The organism is Nocardiopsis oceanisediminis (assembly GCF_048595525.1).
GTDB classification, from domain to species: Bacteria; Actinomycetota; Actinomycetes; order Streptosporangiales; family Streptosporangiaceae; genus Nocardiopsis_A; species Nocardiopsis_A oceanisediminis.
This window is the reverse complement of sequence record NZ_JAFMZJ010000001.1, coordinates 5601886-5622831: the sequence shown is the minus strand read 5'-3', so window position 1 is coordinate 5622831 and position 20946 is coordinate 5601886. Positions and strand designations below refer to the sequence as shown.

Annotated in this window: 28 protein-coding genes and 2 pseudogenes; 8 read left to right on the top strand and 22 right to left on the bottom strand. The window is 66.9% G+C overall.

Annotated features, from left to right (window positions below; all coding sequences use genetic code 11):
- Positions 1–55: 55 nt before the first annotated feature.
- The 7 genes from J0910_RS24570 to J0910_RS24540 all read right to left on the bottom strand — a co-directional run bounded on the left by J0910_RS24570 (position 56) and on the right by J0910_RS24540 (position 5469).
- A complete protein-coding gene (locus J0910_RS24570) occupies positions 56–496 on the bottom strand; it encodes a hypothetical protein (protein WP_420160904.1) in 441 nt (146 codons plus the stop codon).
- 119 nt (positions 497–615) lie between these two features.
- Complete coding sequence (locus J0910_RS24565) at positions 616–1140, bottom strand: hypothetical protein (RefSeq protein ID WP_420160903.1); 525 nt, start codon at positions 1138–1140, stop codon at positions 616–618.
- Positions 1137–1397: a hypothetical protein gene (locus tag J0910_RS24560; protein ID WP_420160902.1), complete on the bottom strand. Its 261-nt coding sequence runs from the start codon at positions 1395–1397 to the stop codon at positions 1137–1139. Before J0910_RS24560 ends, J0910_RS24565 begins: the two co-directional genes overlap by 4 nt.
- 320 nt (positions 1398–1717) lie before the next feature.
- Entirely contained in the window at positions 1718–2119 is a 402-nt protein-coding gene (locus J0910_RS24555) for a hypothetical protein (RefSeq protein ID WP_420160901.1), read from the bottom strand.
- Positions 2113–3237, bottom strand: a complete 1125-nt coding sequence (locus J0910_RS24550; RefSeq protein WP_420160900.1) for a hypothetical protein — start codon at positions 3235–3237, stop codon at positions 2113–2115. The genes J0910_RS24555 and J0910_RS24550 overlap by 7 nt, the downstream gene beginning before the upstream one ends.
- 120 nt (positions 3238–3357) lie before the next feature.
- Positions 3358–4023: a hypothetical protein gene (locus J0910_RS24545; protein WP_420160899.1), complete on the bottom strand. Its 666-nt coding sequence runs from the start codon at positions 4021–4023 to the stop codon at positions 3358–3360.
- A gap of 9 nt (positions 4024–4032) precedes the next feature.
- On the bottom strand, positions 4033–5469 hold the full coding sequence (locus tag J0910_RS24540; protein ID WP_420160898.1) for a C2 family cysteine protease: 1437 nt from the start codon (positions 5467–5469) through the stop codon (positions 4033–4035).
- A gap of 238 nt (positions 5470–5707) precedes the next feature.
- On the opposite strand from J0910_RS24540, the gene J0910_RS24535 reads away from it, so the two are divergent.
- Positions 5708–6916 (top strand): hypothetical protein, encoded by a 1209-nt coding sequence (locus J0910_RS24535; RefSeq protein ID WP_420160897.1) that lies wholly within the window; start codon positions 5708–5710, stop codon positions 6914–6916.
- Positions 6917–6921: 5 nt separating this feature from the next.
- Entirely contained in the window at positions 6922–7254 is a 333-nt protein-coding gene (locus J0910_RS24530; protein ID WP_420160896.1) for a hypothetical protein, read from the top strand.
- 85 nt (positions 7255–7339) lie between these two features.
- Here J0910_RS24530 and J0910_RS24525 read toward each other — a convergent pair whose 3' ends face one another.
- From J0910_RS24525 to J0910_RS24515, 3 genes are all read right to left on the bottom strand, one after another.
- Positions 7340–8395 (bottom strand): hypothetical protein, encoded by a 1056-nt coding sequence (locus tag J0910_RS24525; protein ID WP_420160895.1) that lies wholly within the window; start codon positions 8393–8395, stop codon positions 7340–7342.
- 393 nt (positions 8396–8788) lie between these two features.
- Complete coding sequence (locus J0910_RS24520) at positions 8789–9277, bottom strand: hypothetical protein (RefSeq protein ID WP_420160894.1); 489 nt, start codon at positions 9275–9277, stop codon at positions 8789–8791.
- An 11-nt stretch (positions 9278–9288) separates the two neighbouring features.
- Positions 9289–10515 (bottom strand): hypothetical protein, encoded by a 1227-nt coding sequence (locus tag J0910_RS24515; RefSeq protein WP_420160893.1) that lies wholly within the window; start codon positions 10513–10515, stop codon positions 9289–9291.
- Between the two features lie 211 nt (positions 10516–10726).
- Between J0910_RS24515 and J0910_RS24510 the strand changes: the two genes are divergently transcribed.
- Entirely contained in the window at positions 10727–10963 is a 237-nt protein-coding gene (locus J0910_RS24510; RefSeq protein WP_420160892.1) for a hypothetical protein, read from the top strand.
- Between the two features lie 96 nt (positions 10964–11059).
- Here the strand turns inward: J0910_RS24510 and J0910_RS24505 are convergent, their stop codons facing one another.
- Complete coding sequence (locus tag J0910_RS24505; protein WP_420160891.1) at positions 11060–11557, bottom strand: hypothetical protein; 498 nt, start codon at positions 11555–11557, stop codon at positions 11060–11062.
- Positions 11558–11712: 155 nt separating this feature from the next.
- On the opposite strand from J0910_RS24505, the pseudogene J0910_RS24500 reads away from it, so the two are divergent.
- Positions 11713–11916: pseudogene (locus tag J0910_RS24500) on the top strand (transposase family protein); the annotation flags it as partial.
- 7 nt (positions 11917–11923) lie between these two features.
- On the opposite strand, the gene J0910_RS24495 reads toward J0910_RS24500, so the two are convergent.
- The 3 genes and pseudogenes from J0910_RS24495 to J0910_RS24485 form a co-directional block, all read right to left on the bottom strand.
- Positions 11924–12382: a hypothetical protein gene (locus tag J0910_RS24495; RefSeq protein WP_420160890.1), complete on the bottom strand. Its 459-nt coding sequence runs from the start codon at positions 12380–12382 to the stop codon at positions 11924–11926.
- Entirely contained in the window at positions 12379–12843 is a 465-nt protein-coding gene (locus tag J0910_RS24490; protein WP_420160889.1) for a deaminase domain-containing protein, read from the bottom strand. The genes J0910_RS24495 and J0910_RS24490 overlap by 4 nt, the downstream gene beginning before the upstream one ends.
- Positions 12821–12883 (bottom strand): annotated as a pseudogene (locus J0910_RS24485) (hypothetical protein); the annotation flags it as partial. The pseudogene J0910_RS24485 and the gene J0910_RS24490, both read right to left, overlap by 23 nt.
- Positions 12884–13199: 316 nt before the next feature.
- On the opposite strand from J0910_RS24485, the gene J0910_RS24480 reads away from it, so the two are divergent.
- Positions 13200–13385: a hypothetical protein gene (locus tag J0910_RS24480; RefSeq protein ID WP_420160888.1), complete on the top strand. Its 186-nt coding sequence runs from the start codon at positions 13200–13202 to the stop codon at positions 13383–13385.
- Positions 13386–13717: 332 nt separating this feature from the next.
- Here J0910_RS24480 and J0910_RS24475 read toward each other — a convergent pair whose 3' ends face one another.
- The 5 genes from J0910_RS24475 to J0910_RS24455 form a co-directional block, all read right to left on the bottom strand.
- The gene (locus J0910_RS24475; protein ID WP_420160887.1) at positions 13718–13948 is read right to left on the bottom strand and encodes a polymorphic toxin-type HINT domain-containing protein; all 231 of its coding nucleotides are present in this window, start codon (positions 13946–13948) and stop codon (positions 13718–13720) included.
- Between the two features lie 271 nt (positions 13949–14219).
- Positions 14220–14597, bottom strand: coding sequence for a hypothetical protein (locus tag J0910_RS24470; protein ID WP_420160886.1), 378 nt, complete (start codon positions 14595–14597; stop codon positions 14220–14222).
- 125 nt (positions 14598–14722) lie between these two features.
- Positions 14723–15478: a polymorphic toxin-type HINT domain-containing protein gene (locus tag J0910_RS24465; RefSeq protein WP_420160885.1), complete on the bottom strand. Its 756-nt coding sequence runs from the start codon at positions 15476–15478 to the stop codon at positions 14723–14725.
- A gap of 986 nt (positions 15479–16464) precedes the next feature.
- On the bottom strand, positions 16465–16908 hold the full coding sequence (locus J0910_RS24460; RefSeq protein ID WP_420160884.1) for a hypothetical protein: 444 nt from the start codon (positions 16906–16908) through the stop codon (positions 16465–16467).
- Between the two features lie 78 nt (positions 16909–16986).
- Positions 16987–17466: an ATP-binding protein gene (locus J0910_RS24455; protein WP_420160883.1), complete on the bottom strand. Its 480-nt coding sequence runs from the start codon at positions 17464–17466 to the stop codon at positions 16987–16989.
- Between the two features lie 146 nt (positions 17467–17612).
- Here J0910_RS24455 and J0910_RS24450 point away from each other — a divergent pair, with 146 nt between their 5' ends.
- The 3 genes from J0910_RS24450 (at position 17613) to J0910_RS24440 (ending at position 19228) form a co-directional block, all read left to right on the top strand.
- On the top strand, positions 17613–18461 hold the full coding sequence (locus J0910_RS24450) for a helix-turn-helix domain-containing protein (RefSeq protein WP_420160882.1): 849 nt from the start codon (positions 17613–17615) through the stop codon (positions 18459–18461).
- Positions 18458–18655 (top strand): DUF397 domain-containing protein, encoded by a 198-nt coding sequence (locus J0910_RS24445; protein ID WP_420160881.1) that lies wholly within the window; start codon positions 18458–18460, stop codon positions 18653–18655. The genes J0910_RS24450 and J0910_RS24445 overlap by 4 nt, the downstream gene beginning before the upstream one ends.
- An 87-nt stretch (positions 18656–18742) precedes the next feature.
- Entirely contained in the window at positions 18743–19228 is a 486-nt protein-coding gene (locus J0910_RS24440) for a hypothetical protein (RefSeq protein ID WP_420160880.1), read from the top strand.
- Between the two features lie 127 nt (positions 19229–19355).
- Here J0910_RS24440 and J0910_RS24435 read toward each other — a convergent pair whose 3' ends face one another.
- The 3 genes from J0910_RS24435 to J0910_RS24425 all read right to left on the bottom strand — a co-directional run bounded on the left by J0910_RS24435 (position 19356) and on the right by J0910_RS24425 (position 20794).
- Complete coding sequence (locus J0910_RS24435; protein ID WP_420160879.1) at positions 19356–19835, bottom strand: hypothetical protein; 480 nt, start codon at positions 19833–19835, stop codon at positions 19356–19358.
- Positions 19836–19980: 145 nt separating this feature from the next.
- Positions 19981–20514, bottom strand: coding sequence for a hypothetical protein (locus tag J0910_RS24430; RefSeq protein ID WP_420160878.1), 534 nt, complete (start codon positions 20512–20514; stop codon positions 19981–19983).
- A gap of 43 nt (positions 20515–20557) precedes the next feature.
- Positions 20558–20794: a hypothetical protein gene (locus J0910_RS24425; protein ID WP_420160877.1), complete on the bottom strand. Its 237-nt coding sequence runs from the start codon at positions 20792–20794 to the stop codon at positions 20558–20560.
- Between the last annotated feature and the right edge of the window lie 152 nt (positions 20795–20946).

The window sequence follows — 20946 nt, the reverse complement described above, 5'->3', positions numbered from 1 at the left end:
CGGAGCCCGGAGGTTGGGCCAAGAATCATCCGCCTCTCGGGGCGGCCCCGGAGGCTCAGGAAGCGGCGCCGGCCCGGTCGGCGCACTTGGCGGCCCACGAGGCCTGGTGCTCGGTGAGTCGGGGGTCCTCGGCCAGGGCACGGAGCTTCCCGGCGAGCCCCGGCTCCCGCCGGGCCAGCCGGGAGAGCGTGCCCAGCGCGACCCACCAGGCGTCCCGCCCGGGGTCCCAGTCGGTGCCGCGGGCGATGTGCAGCAGCTCCGGAATGCTCCCCGCGGCGGCGTCCAGCCCCCTGAGCGCCCGGATGATCAGGATGGCCCGGCTCGGACTGCGGGTGGAGCGGAGCGAGGCCGCCAGCAGCGGAACCGCCTCCCCAGAGAGCGGCGACCGGGCGGCCGCGTTGATGAGGGCACCGGCCTCGTCGTCGGATGCCTGCGGGGAGTCGATGACGCTGAACGCCGCTTCCAGGTCCTCTCGGGAAATGTCCGGGGAATTCATTCGCTCTGCGATCCGGGAACCTCCTGGATTTCGCCGGTCGATTTCATCGGAGTTTTCTTTCCGGATCATGCCTGGTACCGAAATCCGCTCGCCTCGACGAATCGATCGGCCGCCCGGGATCATCGCGCCGGTTCGAGGGAAGGCAGGTCGTCCGGGCCGAGAACGGCGATGCCCTCGAGGATGTACCGCTCCACATCCTGGTAGCGGGAAGGGAGGCCGCCTCGGTGGAGGAAGAACTTCACAGTGGTGCCGTGGGTGAGGAAGTCGTCATCGACGCCGGTGATGACGACGGCGCGAAGCCGTCCGGCTTCCGGAAGATCCGCTGCCCGCCGCAGGCAGGCGGAAGCGAAGAGGAGGCCCCGGGAGACGGTCCGCCGGAGGTAGGAGTCGGGATCGGGGACGAGGTCCTCGTCATCGATCTTGAAGTCGTTGACTTCGAGCTCGGTCCGCATGAGTTCCTCGGGGCCGGCGCCTGCCTCCGCCTCCGTCCACGCGGGCGGGGGCCCGCCGGGGGAGAGGACCCCGGAGGCCCCCCGCCCCCACGCGGCCTCGGCGATCTCCTGCAGTGGGCCGGGGAGGCCCTCTCCTCCGCTGATCGGTGTCGCGGTGTCCAGTAGGCGCCGCATGTGCTCGTTGGTGATCATGGCCTTTTCAACCCGAGATAGCTCAGGGCCTTGTCGACGTCCTTGTTCGAGATCTGCTTCAGGACCTTCTTCGGCAGCTTGGTGCCGTCCTTGCGGGTCCGGCTCCCGTCTTCGGGATTGTAGAAGTACTTGTCCTTCTTGTCGTCGTAGCCGCGTCCCTTGAGCCGGATGTGCACGTTGGAGGCGCCCGGCGTTCCGGGGTGGGAGTTCTCCACGTCCAAGCGGAATCGGCCGCCCTGGAACTCGCCGTTCTTCACGGTCTTGCTCTCGAACGGGGGGAGCCCTCGCTGGAGGTGAGACCGCAGCCGCCGTCGTCGTTGTGAACGAGGGTGAGAAGCGGTCCCTCACCGACGTAAAAGGTGTGCAGACCGGCGACGGTCGGGTTATGGACCCGCTGGTCATCGGCGCTATAGGAACCCGCCTCGGTGACTTGGGCCCATGTGCCGGCAGAGGTGCGCAGCCAGGTCCCCGAGCCTCCTGCGGGCAGATGGAAAGCCTGAGAAGCAGAGGTGCCGGGCGTCTTGAGCCTGAGGGCCCAGCTTCGAGGCGGGGCCGGAACCCTCAGGAGGTGCCCTGTTCAGTCGGTGTAGATGTACTGGTCGATGTCGATCGAGGCACCCGCGAGAGCCGCCCAACGAACGGCGTCCGGGGCGAACCAGATCCCCTTCTGCCCGGGATCGTCGACGTCGTCGATCTCCTGGCAGAGCGAGACGGACACCGCCCCCTCCGGGGCGATCCGGCCGACCATGCGCGCCACCGGCTCGCCGAGGCCGACCAGCCGGTCGAACAGGGAATCCGGCCGCCCGGCCCGTCCGAGATCGATCCGCCACTGAACCCCGGCCCGGCGGGTCCCCCTCCTGGTCAGTGCATCCTCGAAACCCTGATCCGCGAGTACCGCCCGCAGTTCCCCGGCCTCCGCTTCACCCAGGTCCGCGGCGATGCGGACGGAGAGGCGGAAGGGGCGCTCAGTCTCTACCATTTCTCATACGTCTTGATCGTCGTCTTTCCGTCCTTGGAGACCAGCCACAGGAATCCGTCGTCCCCCTTGGCCACGTCGAACTTCGAGATGGCCCCCTTCCCCACGTAGTCCTCCTTGAACTCGTGCGGATCGGTTTCGTACTTCTCCAGGATCTTCTTGAGCTGCTTGTCCTTGAGCTTGTTGAGGCTGACGTTCGCGGCCTCGGCGGCATCGCCGCAGCTGTTCCGAGGATCGTTCCTGCCGGCGAAGGGGCTCATGCCTCCCGAGAGGACACGGTAGGCGTACAGCCCGTCGACGGTGAAGCCGCGGATCCGCCCGCCGGCGGCGCGGTGGGACGGCGGGCCGGAGGCCGAAGCGTCCTCGGAGGGAAGGGCCCCGCCTCCGGCCAAGAGCGCCGGGACGCTGACGACGGACCTGTTCTTCTTGCCGGGGACCCCGCAGGCCTCGAGTGCGTCGTCGACTTTGCCCCTGGCGGTGTCGACGGCGTTCTCGAGGCCTTCCTTGGTCTTCTTGGCCTTGCGCCAGCGGTTCCAGAGCTTGATGATCTTGGGGGTGTTCTTGACGAGTTTGGCGCCTTTGCCGAAGGGGCTGAGGCCGACGATGGTCCATAGGCAGGCGATGAGGTCGCCTTCGGTGAGGCAGGCCTTGGCGTCGTTGTAGCCGACGATGTCGCCGAGGAGGTTCATCAGGTCGTCGTAGACCTGGTCGGAATCGGCGCCGGCGAGGTCGCTCTCGGCGTCGGCGAGCTCCTGCTCGGCGTCGTCCAGGTCCCCGGCCAGCTCCGGGTCGTAGAGGACCTCCCTGCTGCCGGACTCCTCATCCCCGCCGCCGTCTTCGGGCGGCGCGGAGGGCTCCTCCTCCGGCTCCCCTTCGCCGTCTTCTTCTCTGGGGGTGCCGTTCTGGTCGGTTCCGCCGGTGTCCTGGTCTCCGCCCTCTCCTTCGCCGTCGCAGCCCTCGCTGTTCGGCATGATGCGGCAGATGCCCTCGGCGTAGAGGACCTTGACGTCGGTGGGGAGCCCGAGGGCGAAGACGGCGGTGACCAGGGTGGCGATGAGGATGAGGACGGCCGCGTACTCGACCTTGAACCCGCCGGCCTCGGCCCGCCACACCCACCGCATCCCGCTCCCCCGTCCCCCAAGCGTCCTACGGACAGAGGGAAAGCCTAGAAAGCGGAGGGACCGGGCGTCTTGAGCCCGAAGACCCAAGTTCGGCGCGGGGCCGGAACCGGACGCGTCTCGTCAGTCGGTGAACTTCAGGTAGGCGATCCCGTCGCCGACCTCGACGACCTCCAGGGTGCGGCCGCCCGCGGCGAACTCGTCGCCGGCGTCGGCCTCGACCTGCTCCTCGCCGCCGTCCTCGGTCTGCACCAGCATCCGGGCGGTGCCGCCGGCGGTGGAGCCGAGGCCGAGGGTGACGCCCGACTCGGTGCTCTGGTGCCCGAGGCGGACGGAGAAGACCTCGGGGTCCTCCATCGGGTCGCCGTCCTCCGCGCCGCTCCCGCCCTGCCCGGGGGAGCCGCCCGCCTCCGGGGAGGCGGAGGCCGCCGGGGCCTCGGGGTCGTCGATCGTCACCGCGACCCCCTCGTCGCCGCCGGTCTCGATGCGCTCCACGGTGATGGTGCGGCGGCCTGCCTCGAAGGCGTCGCCCTCCCCGGCGCGCACCGTCTCGGTCTCGAAGTCCTCCGCGTACACCTCCATGACGGCCTCGTCCTCGGAGACGCTCATCAGCCCGATCCGCAGGTCGCCCTGGGCGAGCTGGTTGCCCTGGACGATGTAGTGCTCGTTCTCGCCCGCGGGGGGCCGCTCCTCGCCGTCGGAGCACCCGGCGGCGGCCAGCAGCAGGGCGAGCAGCAGGGCGGGCGCGGCCCGCCCGAGCCGTCGCCTCGGGGGAGGGGAGGAGGGCATGGGCGTACCTTACTCGTCGAGGTCCATGGAGTGGACGGCGGCGATGTTGTCGTTCACCTCGTCGATCGTCATCACGATGTCGTCGGTGTGGGGGCCCCACGGGTTGCGCACCGTCACCGTCCCGTTCTCCCGGTCGACCGAGGTCACGAAGTAGACGTGCCCGCTCACCAGGGTGTTGTCCTGGATCAGCTCCTTCTTCTCCTTGTCGTCGCCGTTCGGCGGGGTGGAGAAGGTGATCGCCTCGCCGCTCTCGAAGTCGTCGGCGAGGGTGTCGATGTCGGTCCCGGTGAAGTCGGGGACGTAGTCCGGTCCCGCGTCGCCGCTGAAGGTGTTCATCGCGCCGCCGGGGTGCCAGTTCTCGATGTTGCCGTAGTCGTTCCCCTCCATCTGGGCGTAGGCCTTCTCGATGACGGCCGGCCAGATGACCGGGGGGTCCTCCTGGGAGCCGGCGAAGGCGAGCGTGCCGTCGGGGTTGGTGGGCAGGTCCGGGGTGACCGTGATCGGGTCCCGGCCGGGGAAGGTGACGGTGAAGGTGCCGTTCGGGTTCTCCTCGATCATCTCCTCGACCATCCCGGGGCTCTGCACGGCCATCGCGCCCATGGTCGCCATCAGCCAGCAGTCGCCGAGCGCGTTCTGGTCGATGTGCTCCCACTTCACCGGGGCGCCGTCCTCGGCAGAGCCGTAGAGGGAGTAGGAGCCGGGCTCCTGGTAGGTGACGCTGCCCGGGGTGCTGCCGGACGCCGGGTCGCCGCCGACGTTGTCGAACCCCGGCTGGGCGAAGGGCGTCGCCCCGCTCTCCTGCAGCGTGCGGATGGTGTCCAGGTGGGCCAGCTCCATGACCTCGTCGATGAAGTCGAAGTACTCCTGCTCCAGCGGGATCGGGCCGGACTCGAAGAGGCGCTGCAGCTCCTGAGGGGAGAGCGCGTCGACCACCCCGGCGAAGTCCTCCGGAGAGAGGTCCCGGTAGACGTCCCAGGCGCAGCTGCCGGAGAACCAGGGGGCGTCCTCGTTCCACCGCTCCAGGCACTCGTCCAGCTCGCCGAGGGCCTCCCGCACGTTCTCCGGGTCGGCGTGCTCGGGTTCCGGCCCCTCGTAGGGATCGGCGGGCGGGCCGGCGGGGTGGCCGGGCGGCGGCCCCTGGTAGCCCGGGTCGGTCGGCTCGGCCGGCGGGCCGGCCGGGTGCCCGGGCGGCGGGCCCTCGTGGCCCGGATCGCCCGGGTCGGACTGGTTCCAGTACCGCCCGTCCTCCTCCGGTCCGGCCGAGGGCCGGTCCCCGCCGCCGGTCGCCGTCCCGATGCCGTCGAACCCGGCCTCGAACAGCCGGGCGACCTTCTCCGGGACCCCGAACCCGAAGACCGCGCCCGCGATCAGCGCGACCAGCAGGACGACGGTCCCGTATTCGAGCATCGAGGCGCCGCGGTCCGCGGCGGGGGGTCTCCTGGGCACGGCCGTCTGCACCGCCTGTCCGGCCGACGTCTGGGGGATGGAGGGGTCGGCTGGTCAGCAGGCTAGCCGCGCCGGAATGGGGAGGGTAGGGCCCGGGGGCCCATTCCGGCCCGAGGCCGTCCGGGGTCCCCGGGCCCTTTCCCCGGAGAAGTCCCGCCTTCTAGGATTCCGGAGCACCGCCCGGACATTCCTCCATCGGGCGGGCTTTTCTACGCTTTTCCGGGAAACGAGGTATGCGGTGAACCGGGCCCCGCGGGCCGAGAAGGGCGCCGGGAAGATCGAGTACGGCGCCCTCGTCCTGATGGTGGCCACCCTGGTGGCCGCGCTGGCCGTTTTCAACCTTCCCACCGACGTGCGCAGGATGTACGAAGTCGGCCTGTGCCGCATCACCGGGGACGATGAGGACTGCGGCGAGGCCGGCTCCGGAGGCGAGCAGGCCGGCGGGGGAGACGACGGCGACGGCGGTTCCGGCTCCGACACGGACGGCGGCGGATCCGGCGGCGGGGAGGAAGAGGGCGGCGGCGACCCGGAGGAGTCCGAGGACCCGCCCGCCGACGCGGACACCATCGTCTACGACCCCGGCGCGGCCCAGGCGCTGCTCGACGCGCACGGCGAGCTGGCCGACGCCAAGGAGGCCAAGGAGGACGCGGAGAGCGAGTACGCCGGCCTCGACGACGAGCTGATGACGGAGCTCCTCGACCTGATGGGCGTCGAGGACGCCCGCAAGTGCCTGACCGAGGGCGACATCGTCGCCTGCCTGTGGACCGTGGTCGGCTTCACCCCGTGGGGCAAGGGCGCCAAGCTGGTCAAGAAGGCCCCCAAGATCATCAAGCTCTTCTCCCGCTGGCGGAAGCTGAAGAAGGCCAAGGACGCCGCCCTCAAGCGGTTCGACAAGGCCAAGGACGGCACCCGGGACGCGGTGGGGGAGTGCAAGGGCGGGAAGCCCCGGCGCAGCGCCTACGGGGGCTCCGCGTTCGGCGGGCCGGTGGTGCTCTCCGACGGCACCGAGCTCACCCTGGCCTACGCGGCGCCGGCCGCCGGGGACGGGGAGAGGAAGCCGACACTGGAGGAGCTCCTCGCGGAGGCGGACAAGCCGAGCAAGCCGACCCCCAGCCTGGAGGAGCTGCTCGCCAGCACGGAGGGCACGGTCTGCGCCAACCCCGACCCGGGCCGTGGGCCGGACGGCAAGCCCGGTGAGCTCAAGGGCCTGCACAGCGAGAAGGCCATGAAGGAGAGCACCCTCAAGGCGCTCCGCAAGCAGAGCACCGATGAGATCGTCGATTCGCTGAAACCGGGCGGCGAAGAGGCCCTGATCGTCAAACCGGACGGCACCATCATGAACGGGAACCACCGGATCAGGATCCTTCAGGAGCGCGGCTACGACGTGGACGGCCTGCCGCGCGAGATCTACCGGTCCGACCTGCCCGACGACGGATTCTGGGAGTGACGCCGGTGAACACGGCCGACCGGACCCGCGCCCTGCTCGCCTCGCGGCGCGGCGCCGCCTTCCTCACCGACCTGGTCTGGGAGCTGACCATCGCGGCGCGGGCCTCCCGGACGGAGGCGGACGCCCCCTGCGAGACCACCTGCCGCAGGCTCGCCGGCTACCTGGAGGCCCAGCACCACCTGGCCGGCGCCCTGCGCACCCGGGCGGCGGAGGACGGCTCGGTCGAGGCCGGCGAGGGCTTCCTCGACGGGATCCGGGAGATCGCCGAGGGGTACGACATCGCGGGCGGGGTCCGGCACGCGATCCTCCGCTCCCTGGAGCGCTTCGAGGGAGCCTGACGGCCGCGGCCCGCGCGGCGCCCCTTCCCCGTGGGCGCTGCGCGGGCCGCCCGCTTCCTCCCGGCCTGCCCCCGCCGAGCGGGGCTCAGGACCAGGCGAGCGTCTTGTACGGGCCGAGCTCCGGCTCCAGGCAGGGCTCCTCCGCGACCTTCTCGGGCTCCTCCTCTCCGCTCAGAGAGGTGGTGTAGACGCCCGAAGAGGTCTGGAGCAGGACCCGCTCCTCGTCGGCGTCGGCCACGGCGACGTCGGGCAACTGCCCGTCGCCGCCCAGCGGGACGGCCTCGCTCAGCGAGATGCTCCCGTCCTCCTCGATCGAGGCCTCGGCGACGGCGCCGTAGGGGGTGGTGGTCTCCGGTGCGGCCAGGGCGCCGGCCCCGCGCATCCAGAACCCGTCCTCGGAGGCGGGCATCCCGTCCAGCAGCACGTACTTGTCGATGTTCTCGGAGACGATGACCGAGGCGTAGGCGACCTGCCCGCCCTCGGTGGTGCGGTGCTCGGACGAGAGTACGCCGTCCGCCGCCCCCTCCACCTGGACCAGCTCGCCGAACTGCGGCTCGCCCTCGGGGGTGAAGGCCCACAGCACCTCGCTGCCGGGGTCCCCGGGCATCTCGGGCACGTCGGACTCCGGCCCGCTCTCGTCGATGTCGCCGCCCTCCTCGTAGGAGGCGTGCTCGATGGAGACCAGCCGGATCTTGCCGCCGGCCCGCTTCTCGAACCAGAGCCTCCCGCCGTCGGGGGAGAAGCGGGGGGCGGTGAAGGAGGCGTCGGCATCGGAATAGCCGCCGGTGGGGGAGAGCGTGTAGGCCTCCTTGTAGGCCTTGGCCCGCGGGTCCAGCTTGAGGACGGTGATCCCGTTCTCGGCGGGCAGGGCCAGGTACGACCAGTCCGGGGCGAACCAGGCCCGCTCGACCTTCAGCGAGGGGACGACGGCATCGATCTCGACCCGCTCCTTCGGGTCTCCGCACGGGTCGTCGGGGGAGGTGACGGTCAGGGTGGAGGAGGGGTCTCCCATCTCCACGCTGACGATGCCGCCGAAGTCGATCTCGGGGGCCGGCCCGGGAGGCGGCCCGGCCTCCGCGGCCTCTCCTCCGTCCTGGCCTCCGCAGGAGGCCAGGAGGGGGATGAGGAGGATGCCCGCCACCCTTCTCCGGAAAGCGGAGGGGGCGGCCGCTGCGCTGATCCTGGACAATTGGGGGGTCCTTTCCAGGGGGGTTGCCGCGGGAAACGGTAGCGCAATTTTGGAAAGGGGCGTGACGGGGGGCTGGCGGCGACGGAGGCTTCAATGCTCGGATCGTTTAACCTGCGGATTCTCCGACAAATAGTCGATCCTTGAACTTCTTTTCGGTGAAGAATCCCTTTGCGCGGTGCCGGTGTCCGGCCGGGTCGGCTCAGGTCCGGGAAGACGAATCGCGAATCAGGTCATCGGACCTTTGCCGCATCGCGGTTTCCCATACGGCCCTCGACACCGGGGACCTCGTGGAAAGCGGCCGCGGGCGAATGCCGTCGGCCGCCCGGTGTCGAATCCGGAAACGGGTCAGACGCGCCCTTCGGCCCAGGAGGCGAAGGGCTCCCGGGCCGCGGCCACCGGATCGACCAGGCGGAGCGAGCGGGCGAAGGCGACCGCGACGTCGGAGAGCATCCGGTCCAGCTCGTCCCGGCCGACCCACTCGGTGTCGGGGTCGGGCACCCAGTCGGTCCGGGACTCGCACCGGATCCGGACCCGGTCGCCCTCCGGGCGGTAGTACAGCGTCCGCTGGATGCCCTGCTCGTAGAAGTCCGACACCGCCTCGGCGGAACCGCGGAGGGCTTCGAGCACCTCGGGCAGGTCCTCCATGAAGGTGGACAGGTCGACCCAGACGTCGACCGGCCACTCCGCGCCGAAACCGCGGACGCGGAACTCGCAGTCGGTCTCGGCGAGCAGCTCGCAGGCCTCCATGACGGCGGTCTCGTAGTCCTCGGAGAGGACCGCGCCCTCTTCGGGCGCGGCGGCGCGCGTCGCCGCGGAGAGGATGATGGAGAACAACGCGTCCGCTCCTACTCCCTGAAAATCGGATAGCCGGTCTTGAACGTGCCGTCCTTCCTCAGTACGACGAGGAAGTGCGTGGCCTCCTTGATGGAGCCGTCCGGCATGATGACCTGCCCCATCCCCTTGGGGATGTCGAAGACCTGATCGTCCGGAGCGAACGGCCCCTTGGGGTTGTAGCTCTTCTTGATGAGGTCCGAGGCCTTCTGGTCGTCCAGCCACTGCCCCTGGGGGTTCTTCGTGGAGGCGGCCCGGCCCTTCAGCTTATCGGTGTTCTTCGTGCCGGCGCCGTGCCTGCTGAAAACGTGCCCGAAGGTCTTGCCGCTCTTCGGGTCCCAGTTGAGCTCGCACGGAGTGGCGGGTTCCCTGTTCTTCTTGCCCGCCGGCACGAAGGCGAGCGCGTACGTCCCGGACGGCCCGCCGCCCCCGCCGTACACCGCGGGCGCCGCCTGGAGACCGTCGCCGGAGGAACCGCCGAGCGAGGCGGGGACCGCGCTGTAGTACCGGTTGCTCAGCCCGGCGGCCCGCTCGCAGGTCTTGATGGCGTCGTCGACTTTGCCCCTGGCGGTGTCGACGGCGTTCTCGAGGCCTTCCTTGGTCTTCTTGGCCTTGCGCCAGCGGTTCCAGAGCCGGATGATCTTGGGGGTGTTCTTGACGAGTTTGGCGCCTTTGCCGAAGGGGCTGAGGCCGACGATGGTCCACAGGCAGGCGATGAGGTCGCCTTCGGTGAGGCAGGCCTTGGCGTCGTTGTAGCCGACGATGTCGCCGAGGAGGTTCATCAGGTCGTCGTAGACCTGATCGGAATCGGCGCCGTCCAGCTTCCCCTGGGCCTCCTCCAGCTCCTCCTGGGCCTCGGCGTAGTCGTCGGCGGCCTCCTGGTCGAAGGCGCCGGCCGGCTCCATGACGGGGGAGTCCGAGCCGTCGCCCTCCTCGTCCTCACCGCCGCCACCGGGAGGCGCGGAAGGAGAGGGGGAGGGCTCTTCCTGGCCCTCGCCGTCCTCTTCTCCGGGGGTGCCGTCCTGGTCGGTTCCGCCGGTGTCCTGGTCTCCGCCCTCTCCTTCGCCGTCGCAGCCCTCGCTGTTCGGCATGATCCGGCAGATGCCCTCGGCGTAGAGGGTTTTGACGTCGGTGGGGAGCCCGAAGGCGAAGACCGCGGTGACCAGGGTGGCGATGAGGATGACGACGGCCGCGTACTCGACCTTGAACCCGCCGGCCTCGGCCCGCCACACCCACCGCATGCTTCGTTTCCCTTCCCCCGGATGCCCCGGCGGTGCTTGAACGCGGTCATGGGGCAATGGGAAAGCCTACGGAGCGGTAACACCGGGCGTCTTGGGCCCCGGGGCCCAACTTCGACCGGATCGGCGTCCGGATACGGCCGCCCCGCCCGCAGACCGAGAGGGGTACGGAAGAGGCGTGACTCCTCTACCTGAGCCGAGGCGGAAGACGGCGGTGAGAGCGGCCGCGATCACGGCGATCCTGGCGGCGGCCGCCGGCGCGGCGATCCTGTTCTCCTGCTCTCCTCGTTCCGCCGATCCCGAGCAGGTGACCTCCTCCCCGGTATCTCCAGAAGAGATGGAGAGGGCCGGTGAATACTGGACGAAGGAGCGCATGGAGGACGCCGAACCGCCGAGCATGGCGCTCCCCGAAGAAGAGGAAGAGCCGCTGCTGTCCTGCATCTGCGGATGAACGCCGGCCAGTTCTGCCTTCTTCTCAGGCATTTCGAAGGGATGCGTGAATGAGAGCGGGCGGAGGGAGATCTTCCTTCGATTTATTCAAGGAAACTCAGTCATTGGGCCATTTTTCGACCAATACGTACATTGCCACTGTTTCCTCTGAAGGGAAAAGTGCAACAGCTTCTCGATTGACGATTCCGGAGTTTGAGTAAGATCCTTTGCACTTGACTACACCGTCCACTGTTTCATCTTTGATGTCGAATTTGTCGATGAGTTCTTTGGTGGGCGTGTCCCCAATGTATGAGCCTGCGAAATTTTCGCCGGAGCAGAACTGTTCAGCTCCACCTCGGGAAGTAAGAAATCGGACACTGTAAACAGGTAGGTTGGCGACGTGCTCCGCGGTTATCGTGATTTCTTTCGCGTCCTTCGGGATGGTGAGGCCGCTGAGACTTTCGAAGTCGCTTAGGAGCTCATCGCTTTCAGTTGGAAAGGGGGAAGGGGATTCAGGGAATGCGGGGCGCATTAGAGGGGTGTCGTCTTCTGAGGTGCAGCCGGCAAGGGCAAAAAATATCGAGAAAGCGGCTGCGTAGAGCAGTGTGGGACGCATGGCTGGTAACTCCCGGAGCTGCTGACGTTCGTTTTTCCGGCCCCCAGAACTCTCGGGACAGTCCGTGGTCGTGAAGTTCGGTCAGCTCTTGCTGGGTGAAGTCAAATGGCTGTAGAGGAGTGTATGGAACGGGGTGCGTGGGCCTGTCCCCGGTCGTGGCCTGCCCGTTCAAGGGCCACGGGAAGCCGGAGTGGAAGAAGCAGGCCAACCGCGAGCACGCACGGCTCCGCGGCCCAGGCGAGCGCGCGATCGCTCGGCTTAAGGACTGGCACATCCTGCGAAAACTGCGCTGCTGCCCCTACCGTGCCGGAGAGACCGCCCGAGCGGTCCTGGTCCTGCAAAACCGCGAAGCACGATGAAAACGGCTCAGTGCTCTTGTTGAGGGTTGCAGAGGATTTTTCTTGCTGCCCTGATCTCCTTTTCTAGTAGCTCCTCGAATGACGTGGCTATGCGTTCGTCCTTGACGGGGGTGAGGTCTGTGCGCATCCATACTCCGCCATCTCCTCTTTTGAAGAAGTAATATTGGTATCCTTGATGGTGTCCGAAAAGAAACATTCCCTCCAGCTCTTCTTTGGAGAAAGTTTCATCTATATCCTCAAAGGTTGACAAGCAGCCCGGATAGAAAAGAGACGACCCAAGGAATGTATGGTCCGCCCCCTTCCCCATTTTCTCCATGAAAGACAGATAGGAATCGGGCGGAGGAAAAGTGTTGTTCGCGTATATTATTTCATTGATCTCGCTTTCATTGCACCCATTGCATTGGAATCGCACTTCTTTCTCTTTTGCTTCTAGGATAAGGGATTCTATTTTTTCCGACAGGTTCATCTCGCTCCTGAGAGACGATTATTTCGATATTCGGGTATCTTTTTTGAATTCTGGTATAACGTTGCGACAAGAGCCGCAGATTGGCAGTTCGCTGTAAAGTTCAATTCGGCCGCCCGTCTTGGGGTGCCGGCCTTGTCGAGTTGACTTGGTATTTCTTCCAGAATTTTTACTTCTGAGTCGTTTGGGCGGAACACTTTTTCGTTGTTTGGGTCAGTGGTTTCGAATGCGCGATCCTCTTGTGCGGGTTCTCGGACGGTTCCTGGCGGGGTCTTGTCGTCCTTGCCGCTGACAGATACCAGCTGCCGCTTGGGTAGTCCTTCGATCTCGACATTTGCTACTGCGACGTTCTGTTTCTTTTTGATGGTTTGCCCGTTGTTTGCCCAGTAATCCGGCCCACTGGCCGATCGCGGCGAACGAGCGGGCTCCGGCCAGGACGGTGCACAGCGCGGTGAGGGCGACACAGCTCAGGGGGTGGCGGCGGCCCCGGGTCGCGCGGGGCATGGAAGACTGGAGCACCGGAGCTCCTGTGCTCGACGTCGACTGTGGTAGGTCTTCCGTCTTGTACAGGAGCTCTTCTGCTGCGCTCGGAGGCTTCCCGGCATCGTCACAGGCTTGTGACCTGGGGATCCACTCCTACCTCCCGGACTTTGCAAGTTACTCTCCCAAATTACTCTCCCAAGAAATACAGAAGGCGATGAGGCGGCCGTAGGCCTTTTCTGCACAAGACCGCCACTTCGTCAAGAAATGAAGACTGCCCTACGGAAAGCTCGAAAGTCTTTTTCGCTGAGGCAATCTCCTCTGCGAGAGTTACCATTTGATGTCGATTGAAGACCGTCTTTCCGTAGGGGTCGATATGACCGAGCATGGGATAGGCGTCGGTGGGGAATTGCATCAAACCCCCTCCTCCACGCAGGTGTACTGCAGCAATCTCTTCATTTTTTTGGTTTCGCAGACTGGCGATCAAATCAATCTGGCCTCACTGGTGGGTCGGGGTGAGCAGTGATCAAGTCGCCGCTCCAGCAATCCCGGATTACCGTATATTTGCTCGTGTACTCCCCGTTGGGAGTCTTGCCGATCGTTGATCCTGCATCCATCGCAAACTCGACGACATCCCCTCTTGGATTTCTTTGAATTTTTCCTGTCTCATTTTCTGTTGCATTTACGAGGTCCTGCAAGCGTTTTTCGTCGACATCTCCACTCCATACACTGTCTTTGCCTTCTCTGTATTCTTCTCCGTCGGGCGAGTGGCGTGACAGTGAATGTTCTATGCCGTCATCGTCGATCCTGTCCGCCCATTGTTCTGCTGTGAACCTGCAATCGTCGTTCCGAGCTTCGTTATGTGTGAGCAGATCGTTCTGTGGTGCGGGGGGGCACATAGTACGTGTGCAGGTCGTCGACGGTGAGGTTGTGGACCTGCTGGTCGTCCGCCCTGTGCACCTCGGTCGCGGTGACCTGGGTCCAGGTGCCGGCGGAGGTGCGCAGCCAGGTGCCGGGTTCCAGGTCGATGGCGTCGACCCATCGGGCGGCCTCGGGGGCCCAGAAGGGGTGCTCGGCCCACTTCCGCACGTACTCGGGTATCTGCCGTTCAGACCGGCGGGGCGGGGAAGGTCGATGAGAGTCGGTCATCAAGGAAGTATGCGAAGAAGGACCTACGAGCAAAAAACGTGAAGGTCAGAGCTCTTTCGGTCGGGTGCGGGCTGACTACCGGCTGGGGAGGGGCGGCGAAGCAGCAAGGGGCCTTTGAGATCCTCTCTGCATGGCCGACCGGGAAGGGCAATCCATTCTGGTGATTGGATTCCACATGTCTCCTGGTAGTCGACTCGTTGACCGCACCACCTCAGTGCAAACTTGAAGTCTGAAGAAGGTTGCACGCGGAGGTCCATGATGGCAATTTTTGGTAAATGTAAGCACGGTTTGTATTTGAATAGTTCGGCGGCACTTCTCCTATTTTTTCTACGTCGAGTAGATAAAATTCTGCCAGGTCACCTGTGATGGCAAGTTCTGCTTCCGGGTGAAAATCCAGCTTTATGTGAAATGAATTACCGGTGCGGTCGGGGGTGCTGGAGAGGGCTGTCAGGGCCCTCAGGGGGGTTCGTGCTGCGGACGAACTCCAGTCGAATGAGCGCAGGTTCCGCACTACGAGCAGCGCGGCGTTCCCATCTTTAAACTGCAAAGCGGTGCGCATTTCAAAGAGGAGTGCTGCGACGGACGTCAATGGGTACACTCGCGAGTCGAGCAGCTGGGCCTCCTGTAGGGCGTCTGCCTCTCTTAAAGGGTCCATCTCGAGTGGCCTGGGTGTCGGTGAAGAGTCTCTTGCTCTAACGAGATTTTCTATCGAGATCATGGGAGTTCAATGTGGTTGTAGGGGTCGGTTTTGCTGATCGTTTCCCCGGTTACGGGGTTGACTGACTGTTCTTCTATGTTCATGTAAACCACATATCCGTTGGGGTATTGATATTTTCCGGAAGTGGTGGGATTCATCACTCGAACATGTGTCACTCGAGGGTCGAGTCCATCGGTGTCAGGTTCAATAGGGTAAATCCATCCTTTTTTGTTTTTGGTTAGAGTTCCGGTAGCCCCCTTGGGGAGGGGTAGCGTTTCTTTGTTAGGCCCGGTCACTGACTCAAGGAGGAGGGTGCAGCCTTCGTAATCATTGTGTACGAGGGCTGGCATGCCGTCAGCCAGCACATAGTACGTGTGCAGGTCGTCGACGGTGAGGTTGTGGACCTGCTGGTCGTCCGCCCTGTGCACCTCGGTCGCGGTGACCTGGGTCCAGGTGCCGGCGGAGGTGCGCAGCCAGGTGCCGGGTTGCAGGTCGATGGCGTCGACCCATCGGGCGGGTTCGGGGGCCCAGAAGGGGTGCTCGTCGGTGGCGGTGACGGTTCCGGTGTTGCCTGAACCGTCGTCGGTGGTGATGTCGACGAGGGTCTTGGGGCCGTCGCCGGTGATGGTGTCGGTGACCTCGCGGGGCCCTCTTCTCCGGTGAGGGGGTCGAAGGCCCAGACCTCCTCGCCGGCGGTGATGTCCTCGATGGGGGCGGTGGTGCCGTCGGCGAGCAGTACGTGGGTGCCCGGCAGGAAGCTGTTGGAGGCACACGTGATGCCGTCCTTGTCCTCCTTGGTCTCCTGGGAGCCGCCCTGGCCCTCCTCCTGGGATCCGGGGCGGTCGGGGCCCTTGGGGTCGGGCAGAAAGCGGGTGACCTTGGCCCCCCACAGGCCGGGGAGGTAGGTGACGGCGTTCACGGCGACCCGGGCGGCCGCGCGGCCGTACTCGCCCTCGCTCCAGTACTCGCGGGCCTCGTCGGGAACGAACAGGCCGCCGAAGCTGACCGGTGATTCCCAGCTGTTGAAGATGGCCAGGTCCTTGGCGAAGCCGAAGGCGGCGGCGACCGGTCCCTCGGTTTCCCAGGTCCGCCAGAAGTCCTCGCTGTCCTCCCGGGCGGATCCCTTGATGTCGTCAATGGTCCCCTGGACGAAATCCTTGACGCCCTTGGCGGTGTCCTTGATGGTCTCTTCTATGGTGCCGGCGGGGTCGTCGTAGGCCTGCCTGGCGGTCTCCTTGGCCTGCCTGGCGGTCTCCTTGACCCCCTCCCAGGCCTGGGTTCCCATGTCCCATATCTCTTCGCCGAAGCCCTGGGCCTGCTCGCGGCCCTGGTCGACCCACTCGTCGAAGGCGACCTTCTCGGTCTGGGCCGCGCCGGGGTGGAGCCGGGTGGTGAAGCCGACGGGGTCGCCCAGCCCCAGCGGCTGCGCCTCCGAGGGCGGGGAGGGCATGGGACGGGCCCCGGAAGCCTCTCCGGCGCCGCCGTCGGAGGGGGCGGCGCACGGCGGTGGTCATCTTCTTCCGGACGTTTCGGGTGCTGTGGGTAGCAGGAAGATTGCGGACCGCCAACGACAAATGATTGGGTCCAGGGGCCCAAGCCGGACCCAGCAAGTGTCGGGCACGCTGCTGGCCAGCGGGAACACGAATGGCCGTTTCCGTCCGTGTGCCCTTCGGCACCGGCGGTGACCGCAATGAAGTGCGGGCATGGCAGGGCCCGCCCGGGCCCCTCCTCGTGTCCCGGGCGGGCCGTAGACCCCGGATCAGCCGAAGAGGCCGAGGAGGTGGGAGAGCAGGACCATGCCGATGACCGTGCAGTGGTAGGCGATGTCAGTGGTGCCGGCGTGGCGGAGCAGGAGCGGGGCGCGCCGGGCGGCGCGGGCGGTCGGCCGGGACGCCGGACGGGATGCGGGCGGGCGCGGAGGCCTTGGGTGCGGCCGGACCGGCCCGGCGCCGCCGCCGGTGCTGCGGGCGCCGTCGGGGGCGAGCTCGGCGTGCAGACGGTGCAGCCAGGGCGGCAGGGCGCCGCGCTCGGCGGGGCCGGGGGCGCTCGCCGTGACCGTCGGGGAGCGGTCCGGCGGGGTGGGCGTGCGCAGCGGGGCGTAGGGGCGGGCCCGGTTGAAGCGGTCACCGCGGGGCGCGGCCAGTACTTCGCGTACGTGCTCGCGGGCCGGGGAGCGTCGGGACCGGGGAGTCGAAGGGGGCATCGAGGCTTCTCCTCGTGTGGGATCGGAGCGGTCGGAGAGGCGAAGGGCGGGCTCTGCCGGCGGCCCGCTCTTCGGGGGTCAGGGCCGGACGCCGGTGGCGAGCGCGAGCTCGAACCAGACGGTGCGGCCGGTGGGGGCGGGCCGGGTGTCCCAGGTGGTGGCCAGGGCGGCGACCAGGAGCAGGCCGCGCCCCGAGCAGGAGAGCAGGGCCTGATCGGCGTCGCCGCGGAGCGCGGCCGCCGGGGGCGCGGGGATGTTCGGGCCGCCCTGGTCGTGGATGCTGACCCGCAGGTGTGAGGCGTCGACGGTGGCGATGACGGAGAACAGGCCGCCGGGGGCGCCGCTGGCGGTGTGCCGTAGGGCGTTGGTGGCCAGTTCGCTGAGGAGCAGGCAGGCGGTGGGGCGGGCATGCCCCGCGCCCGGGGGCGCGGCGGGCTGGGCGAGCAGGTGGTCCAGCCAGGTGCGGGCGGCGCGGACCTGGCCGGGGAGCCCGGCGAAGGTCGTGGAGTAGGTGCGCGGGAGCGGCAGAGCGGACGCGTCGGGCCGTGATGCGGACATACGGGATCACCTCATCGAGGCAAGAAGCGGACAATCGCCAAAAAGAAGCGCAATGCCCGTGTATGGCAGTACGCTCTAAACTGGCATGCTGCCAATATAGAGTCATCGACTACTCTCCGACAAGGGGAACTGACAGAATGTCCGCCATGGCGACGAGCAGGACCAGCGAAGTCCGACGGCAGAGGCTGGGTACCGCCCTCCGTGAGATCCGGAGGCGTACCGGCGAGAGCAGCGAAGCCGTGGGCCGAGCACTCGGATGGCACTCGACGACGGTGAGCCGCTACGAGTCCGGAAAGCGCTCGGTCAAGCGCGAGCACCTCAAGGACCTGATCGCCTACTACCGGTTGGAGCGGGAAGAGGGGGACCACCTGCTGACTCTGTGGCGTCTCGCCGCCGAGCCCTCCTGGTGGTATCCCTACCGCGACATCATCCCTCCCGAATACGCCGCGCTCATCGACCTCGAATCCGACGCGGCCACGATCCGCGACTACTCAAGCGTCGTTCCCGGCCTGCTCCAGACCTCCTCCTACGCCCGCGCTCTTATCTCAAGCGGCCAGCAGGAGATCAGTGAAGACGAGATCGAGCGCAGGGTCGAAGTGCGCATGCAGCGCCAACGCATCCTGTCCAAGCCGGATGCGCCTCGCTTCTGGGCGGTCATGGACGAAGCCGGACTCCGCCGCGACATCGGCGGGACCGAGGTCATGCGAGAACAGCTGAACGCCCTGCTGGAGGCGATGAAGCGCGAACGCGTCACGATCCAGGTCGTCCCCTTCTCAGTGGGAGCCCATCCGGCCACCGCCGGCAACTTCATGCTGCTGGAGCTGTCGAACCACAAGAGCATCGTCTACCTGGAGACCGTCGCCGGCGACCTCTACCTCGAAAGCGATGATGAGGTGGGGCTCTGCTATACAGCCTTCGAGCACATGATCGGCGCCGCTTTGGACAGGGCAGGGTCGGCCAAGCTGATCTCGACGATCCTCAAGGAGCTCGGTTGAACATCGGATTCGACTGGAAGAAGTCGTCCTACAGCCATCAGAAGGGGGCATGCGTCGAGATCTCCGCCGACGGCCGCCGTCTCCTGGTCCGAGACTCCGAGCACCCCTCGCTCGGGCACCTGGGCTTCCCCGCTGGGGAGTGGCGGGCTTTCCTCGGCGGCCTGAAATCGGAGAAGCGTCCTGGACAGGAGTAGGGGCCGAGCAAGGCGCCTGCCCGCTCCTGCTCGCCGGCGTCCTTCGGTCGTTCGGGGCAGTGCTGGGAACGGGATGGCAGGTAGAAGATGAGGACGTACTCGCTGTTCGCCGCCGCGTCGATCGCCGCGGCGGCGATGCTCGCGACCTCCTGTTCCTTGTCCGGGAGTGATCACCCGGAACCGGAGCCGGAGCCGTCAGGAGCCCCCACCGTCGAGGAGCTGCCGGATTTCGCCGGGCTGTCCCTCCCCGACGACCTCGATGACCTGGAGATCGAGCGATCCCGCAACGACAGCGGAGGGCTGGTCTATATCGCGACCTTCTCCACCTCGGCGGAGGGGGCCGAGCTCTTCTGCGAGTCGGGGGAGAACTTCTCGTCCTACCGAGGGTTCGCCCCTCCGGAGGATCCGAAGTGGATCACCAGGGAATTCCCCGAGAATACGGTGGACGGCTACACCGTGTGCTCCGGGGCCAACCTCAGGCAGGAGAACGTGGTGCGCAGGGTGCTGATCACCTTCCCCGATGATGAGAGTGCCGAGGTCCTTCTGGAGGCCGAGCGGTTCAACACCCGGTGAACGCCTTCTTGAGCGAGGGAGGTGGCCGTCGGCGCCGGCCTACGGGCCCCTTCCGGTCTCTCCCGTCCGCTTCTGACCCTGTCGCCTGCGAGGCCGCGAGAGCCGCCCGGGGAGAGATCCGCGCAGGTCAGTCCGTTCCATTCGGATCGATGCACGGAGAAGACGCGTCGATCGACAGGCTGCCCTGAACGCTGGCGGCGACCGTCATCGTGAAGCCGTCCTCCTCGTTCTCGACCGCCACGAAGACGTCGTCCGGGCGCAGGTCGCCGGTGACCGCGAAACCGCCGCCCTCCCAGTGCCCGACCAGCAGGTCCACGTTCTGCTCGATGTCCTCTTCGGGCAGGCCGCGGAGCCAGTAGGACCGGCTCACCGTGATCAGGGGGTCGGTCTCGCAAGAGGCGCTGACGAGGCCGTTCCCGACGTCCTCCAGCTCCACCTCACCGGGCAGGACCCCGACCGCGTCGGTGATGTGCTTCTCGACGCGCTCGCCGGCCTCCGCCTCATCGAGGGGGCTGCTCGGACCGGTCTCCTCGGAGTCGCCGACGCAGGCTCCGGCGAGCAGCACCAGCGCGGTGGCGGCGCAGACCGAGAGCGCCGGCCGGCGCACGCCCGGCCCTCCGCCCCGGCCACCCGATGCCGGCGATGATCTGGCCGAACCGGAGGATCTCGATCGTGTCCGCCTTCTCGCCGTCGTCGGGGCCCAGCTCATCGACCGGGCCTCCGATCCCGCGGGCTCGCCGCTCGGCATCGCATCAGCGCCTCGGCCACAGGACGCTGTAGGCGTACACGACGGCGACGTCTTCACCATCGGGTTCGCCCACCCCCTTCTTCAGGCCGTCCTCAGGAAAGACCACGGAGACCAGGCGCTGGACGCGCATCTGCTGCGGGTTGCTTCCCTTGCAGCGGATGTTCTCGGCGATCTCGGAATCCTCCTCCTGGTAATCGAAGACCTCCTCCCCGTGCCGGGGAGGACCCTCGTCAGGGTAGACGCCGAGGTTGTCCCCGGTGCAGATGATCTCGGCGCCACCGCGGGTGGTGACGAACCGCAGTTCGTAGTAGGGGCGGTTCTCCGTCATCTCCCCCTTGATGTCCATCTCGGAGGCGTTGTCGGGGACGGTGAGACCGCTGAGTTCCTCAAAGCCCCTCTGGAGTTCGGCCGTGTCCCCCTCGATGGCGGAGGGGGAGGGCGAGGCCTCGGACTCTCCGCCCGGGACGGATGCCGTAGTGCAGCCGGTCAGGAACACGGCCGCGCAGCCGACGGCCACGGCCGCGGTGGTGCGGGACATCGGAATCACCTCTCCACTGTCGGCAGGCCGATTCTGCCGCACCTCAGAGGCAGAAGTCTCGGGTGTTATTTCCCGCGAGCAGGACCAAGGCGGCGGCGGAAGCGGCAATCTGGGCGGTCCCGATGTCCACCATGAGGCGGAAGTAGGCAGCGAAGTTCAAAATGGTCCAGCAGAGGAGTCCCAGCGAGGTGAGCAGCATGCCTATGTAGATGAGACGGCTCTGCTTTCCGGAGAGAACAGCGAGTACTAGTGCGAGGATGCCTGGGAGAGCGGTCGACATCGCGAACATAGTGAAGAGAGGGTGGTCAGGGAGTCCCCAGTACAGCCTCCAGCTGCGCAGCATAGCTGTGGCGAAAAGGACGGCCAGGCAGATCCTCAGCCAAGGAAGGGATCGGGGAGAGGGAGTGGTGGCGGGCACGCGTACTCCTGATA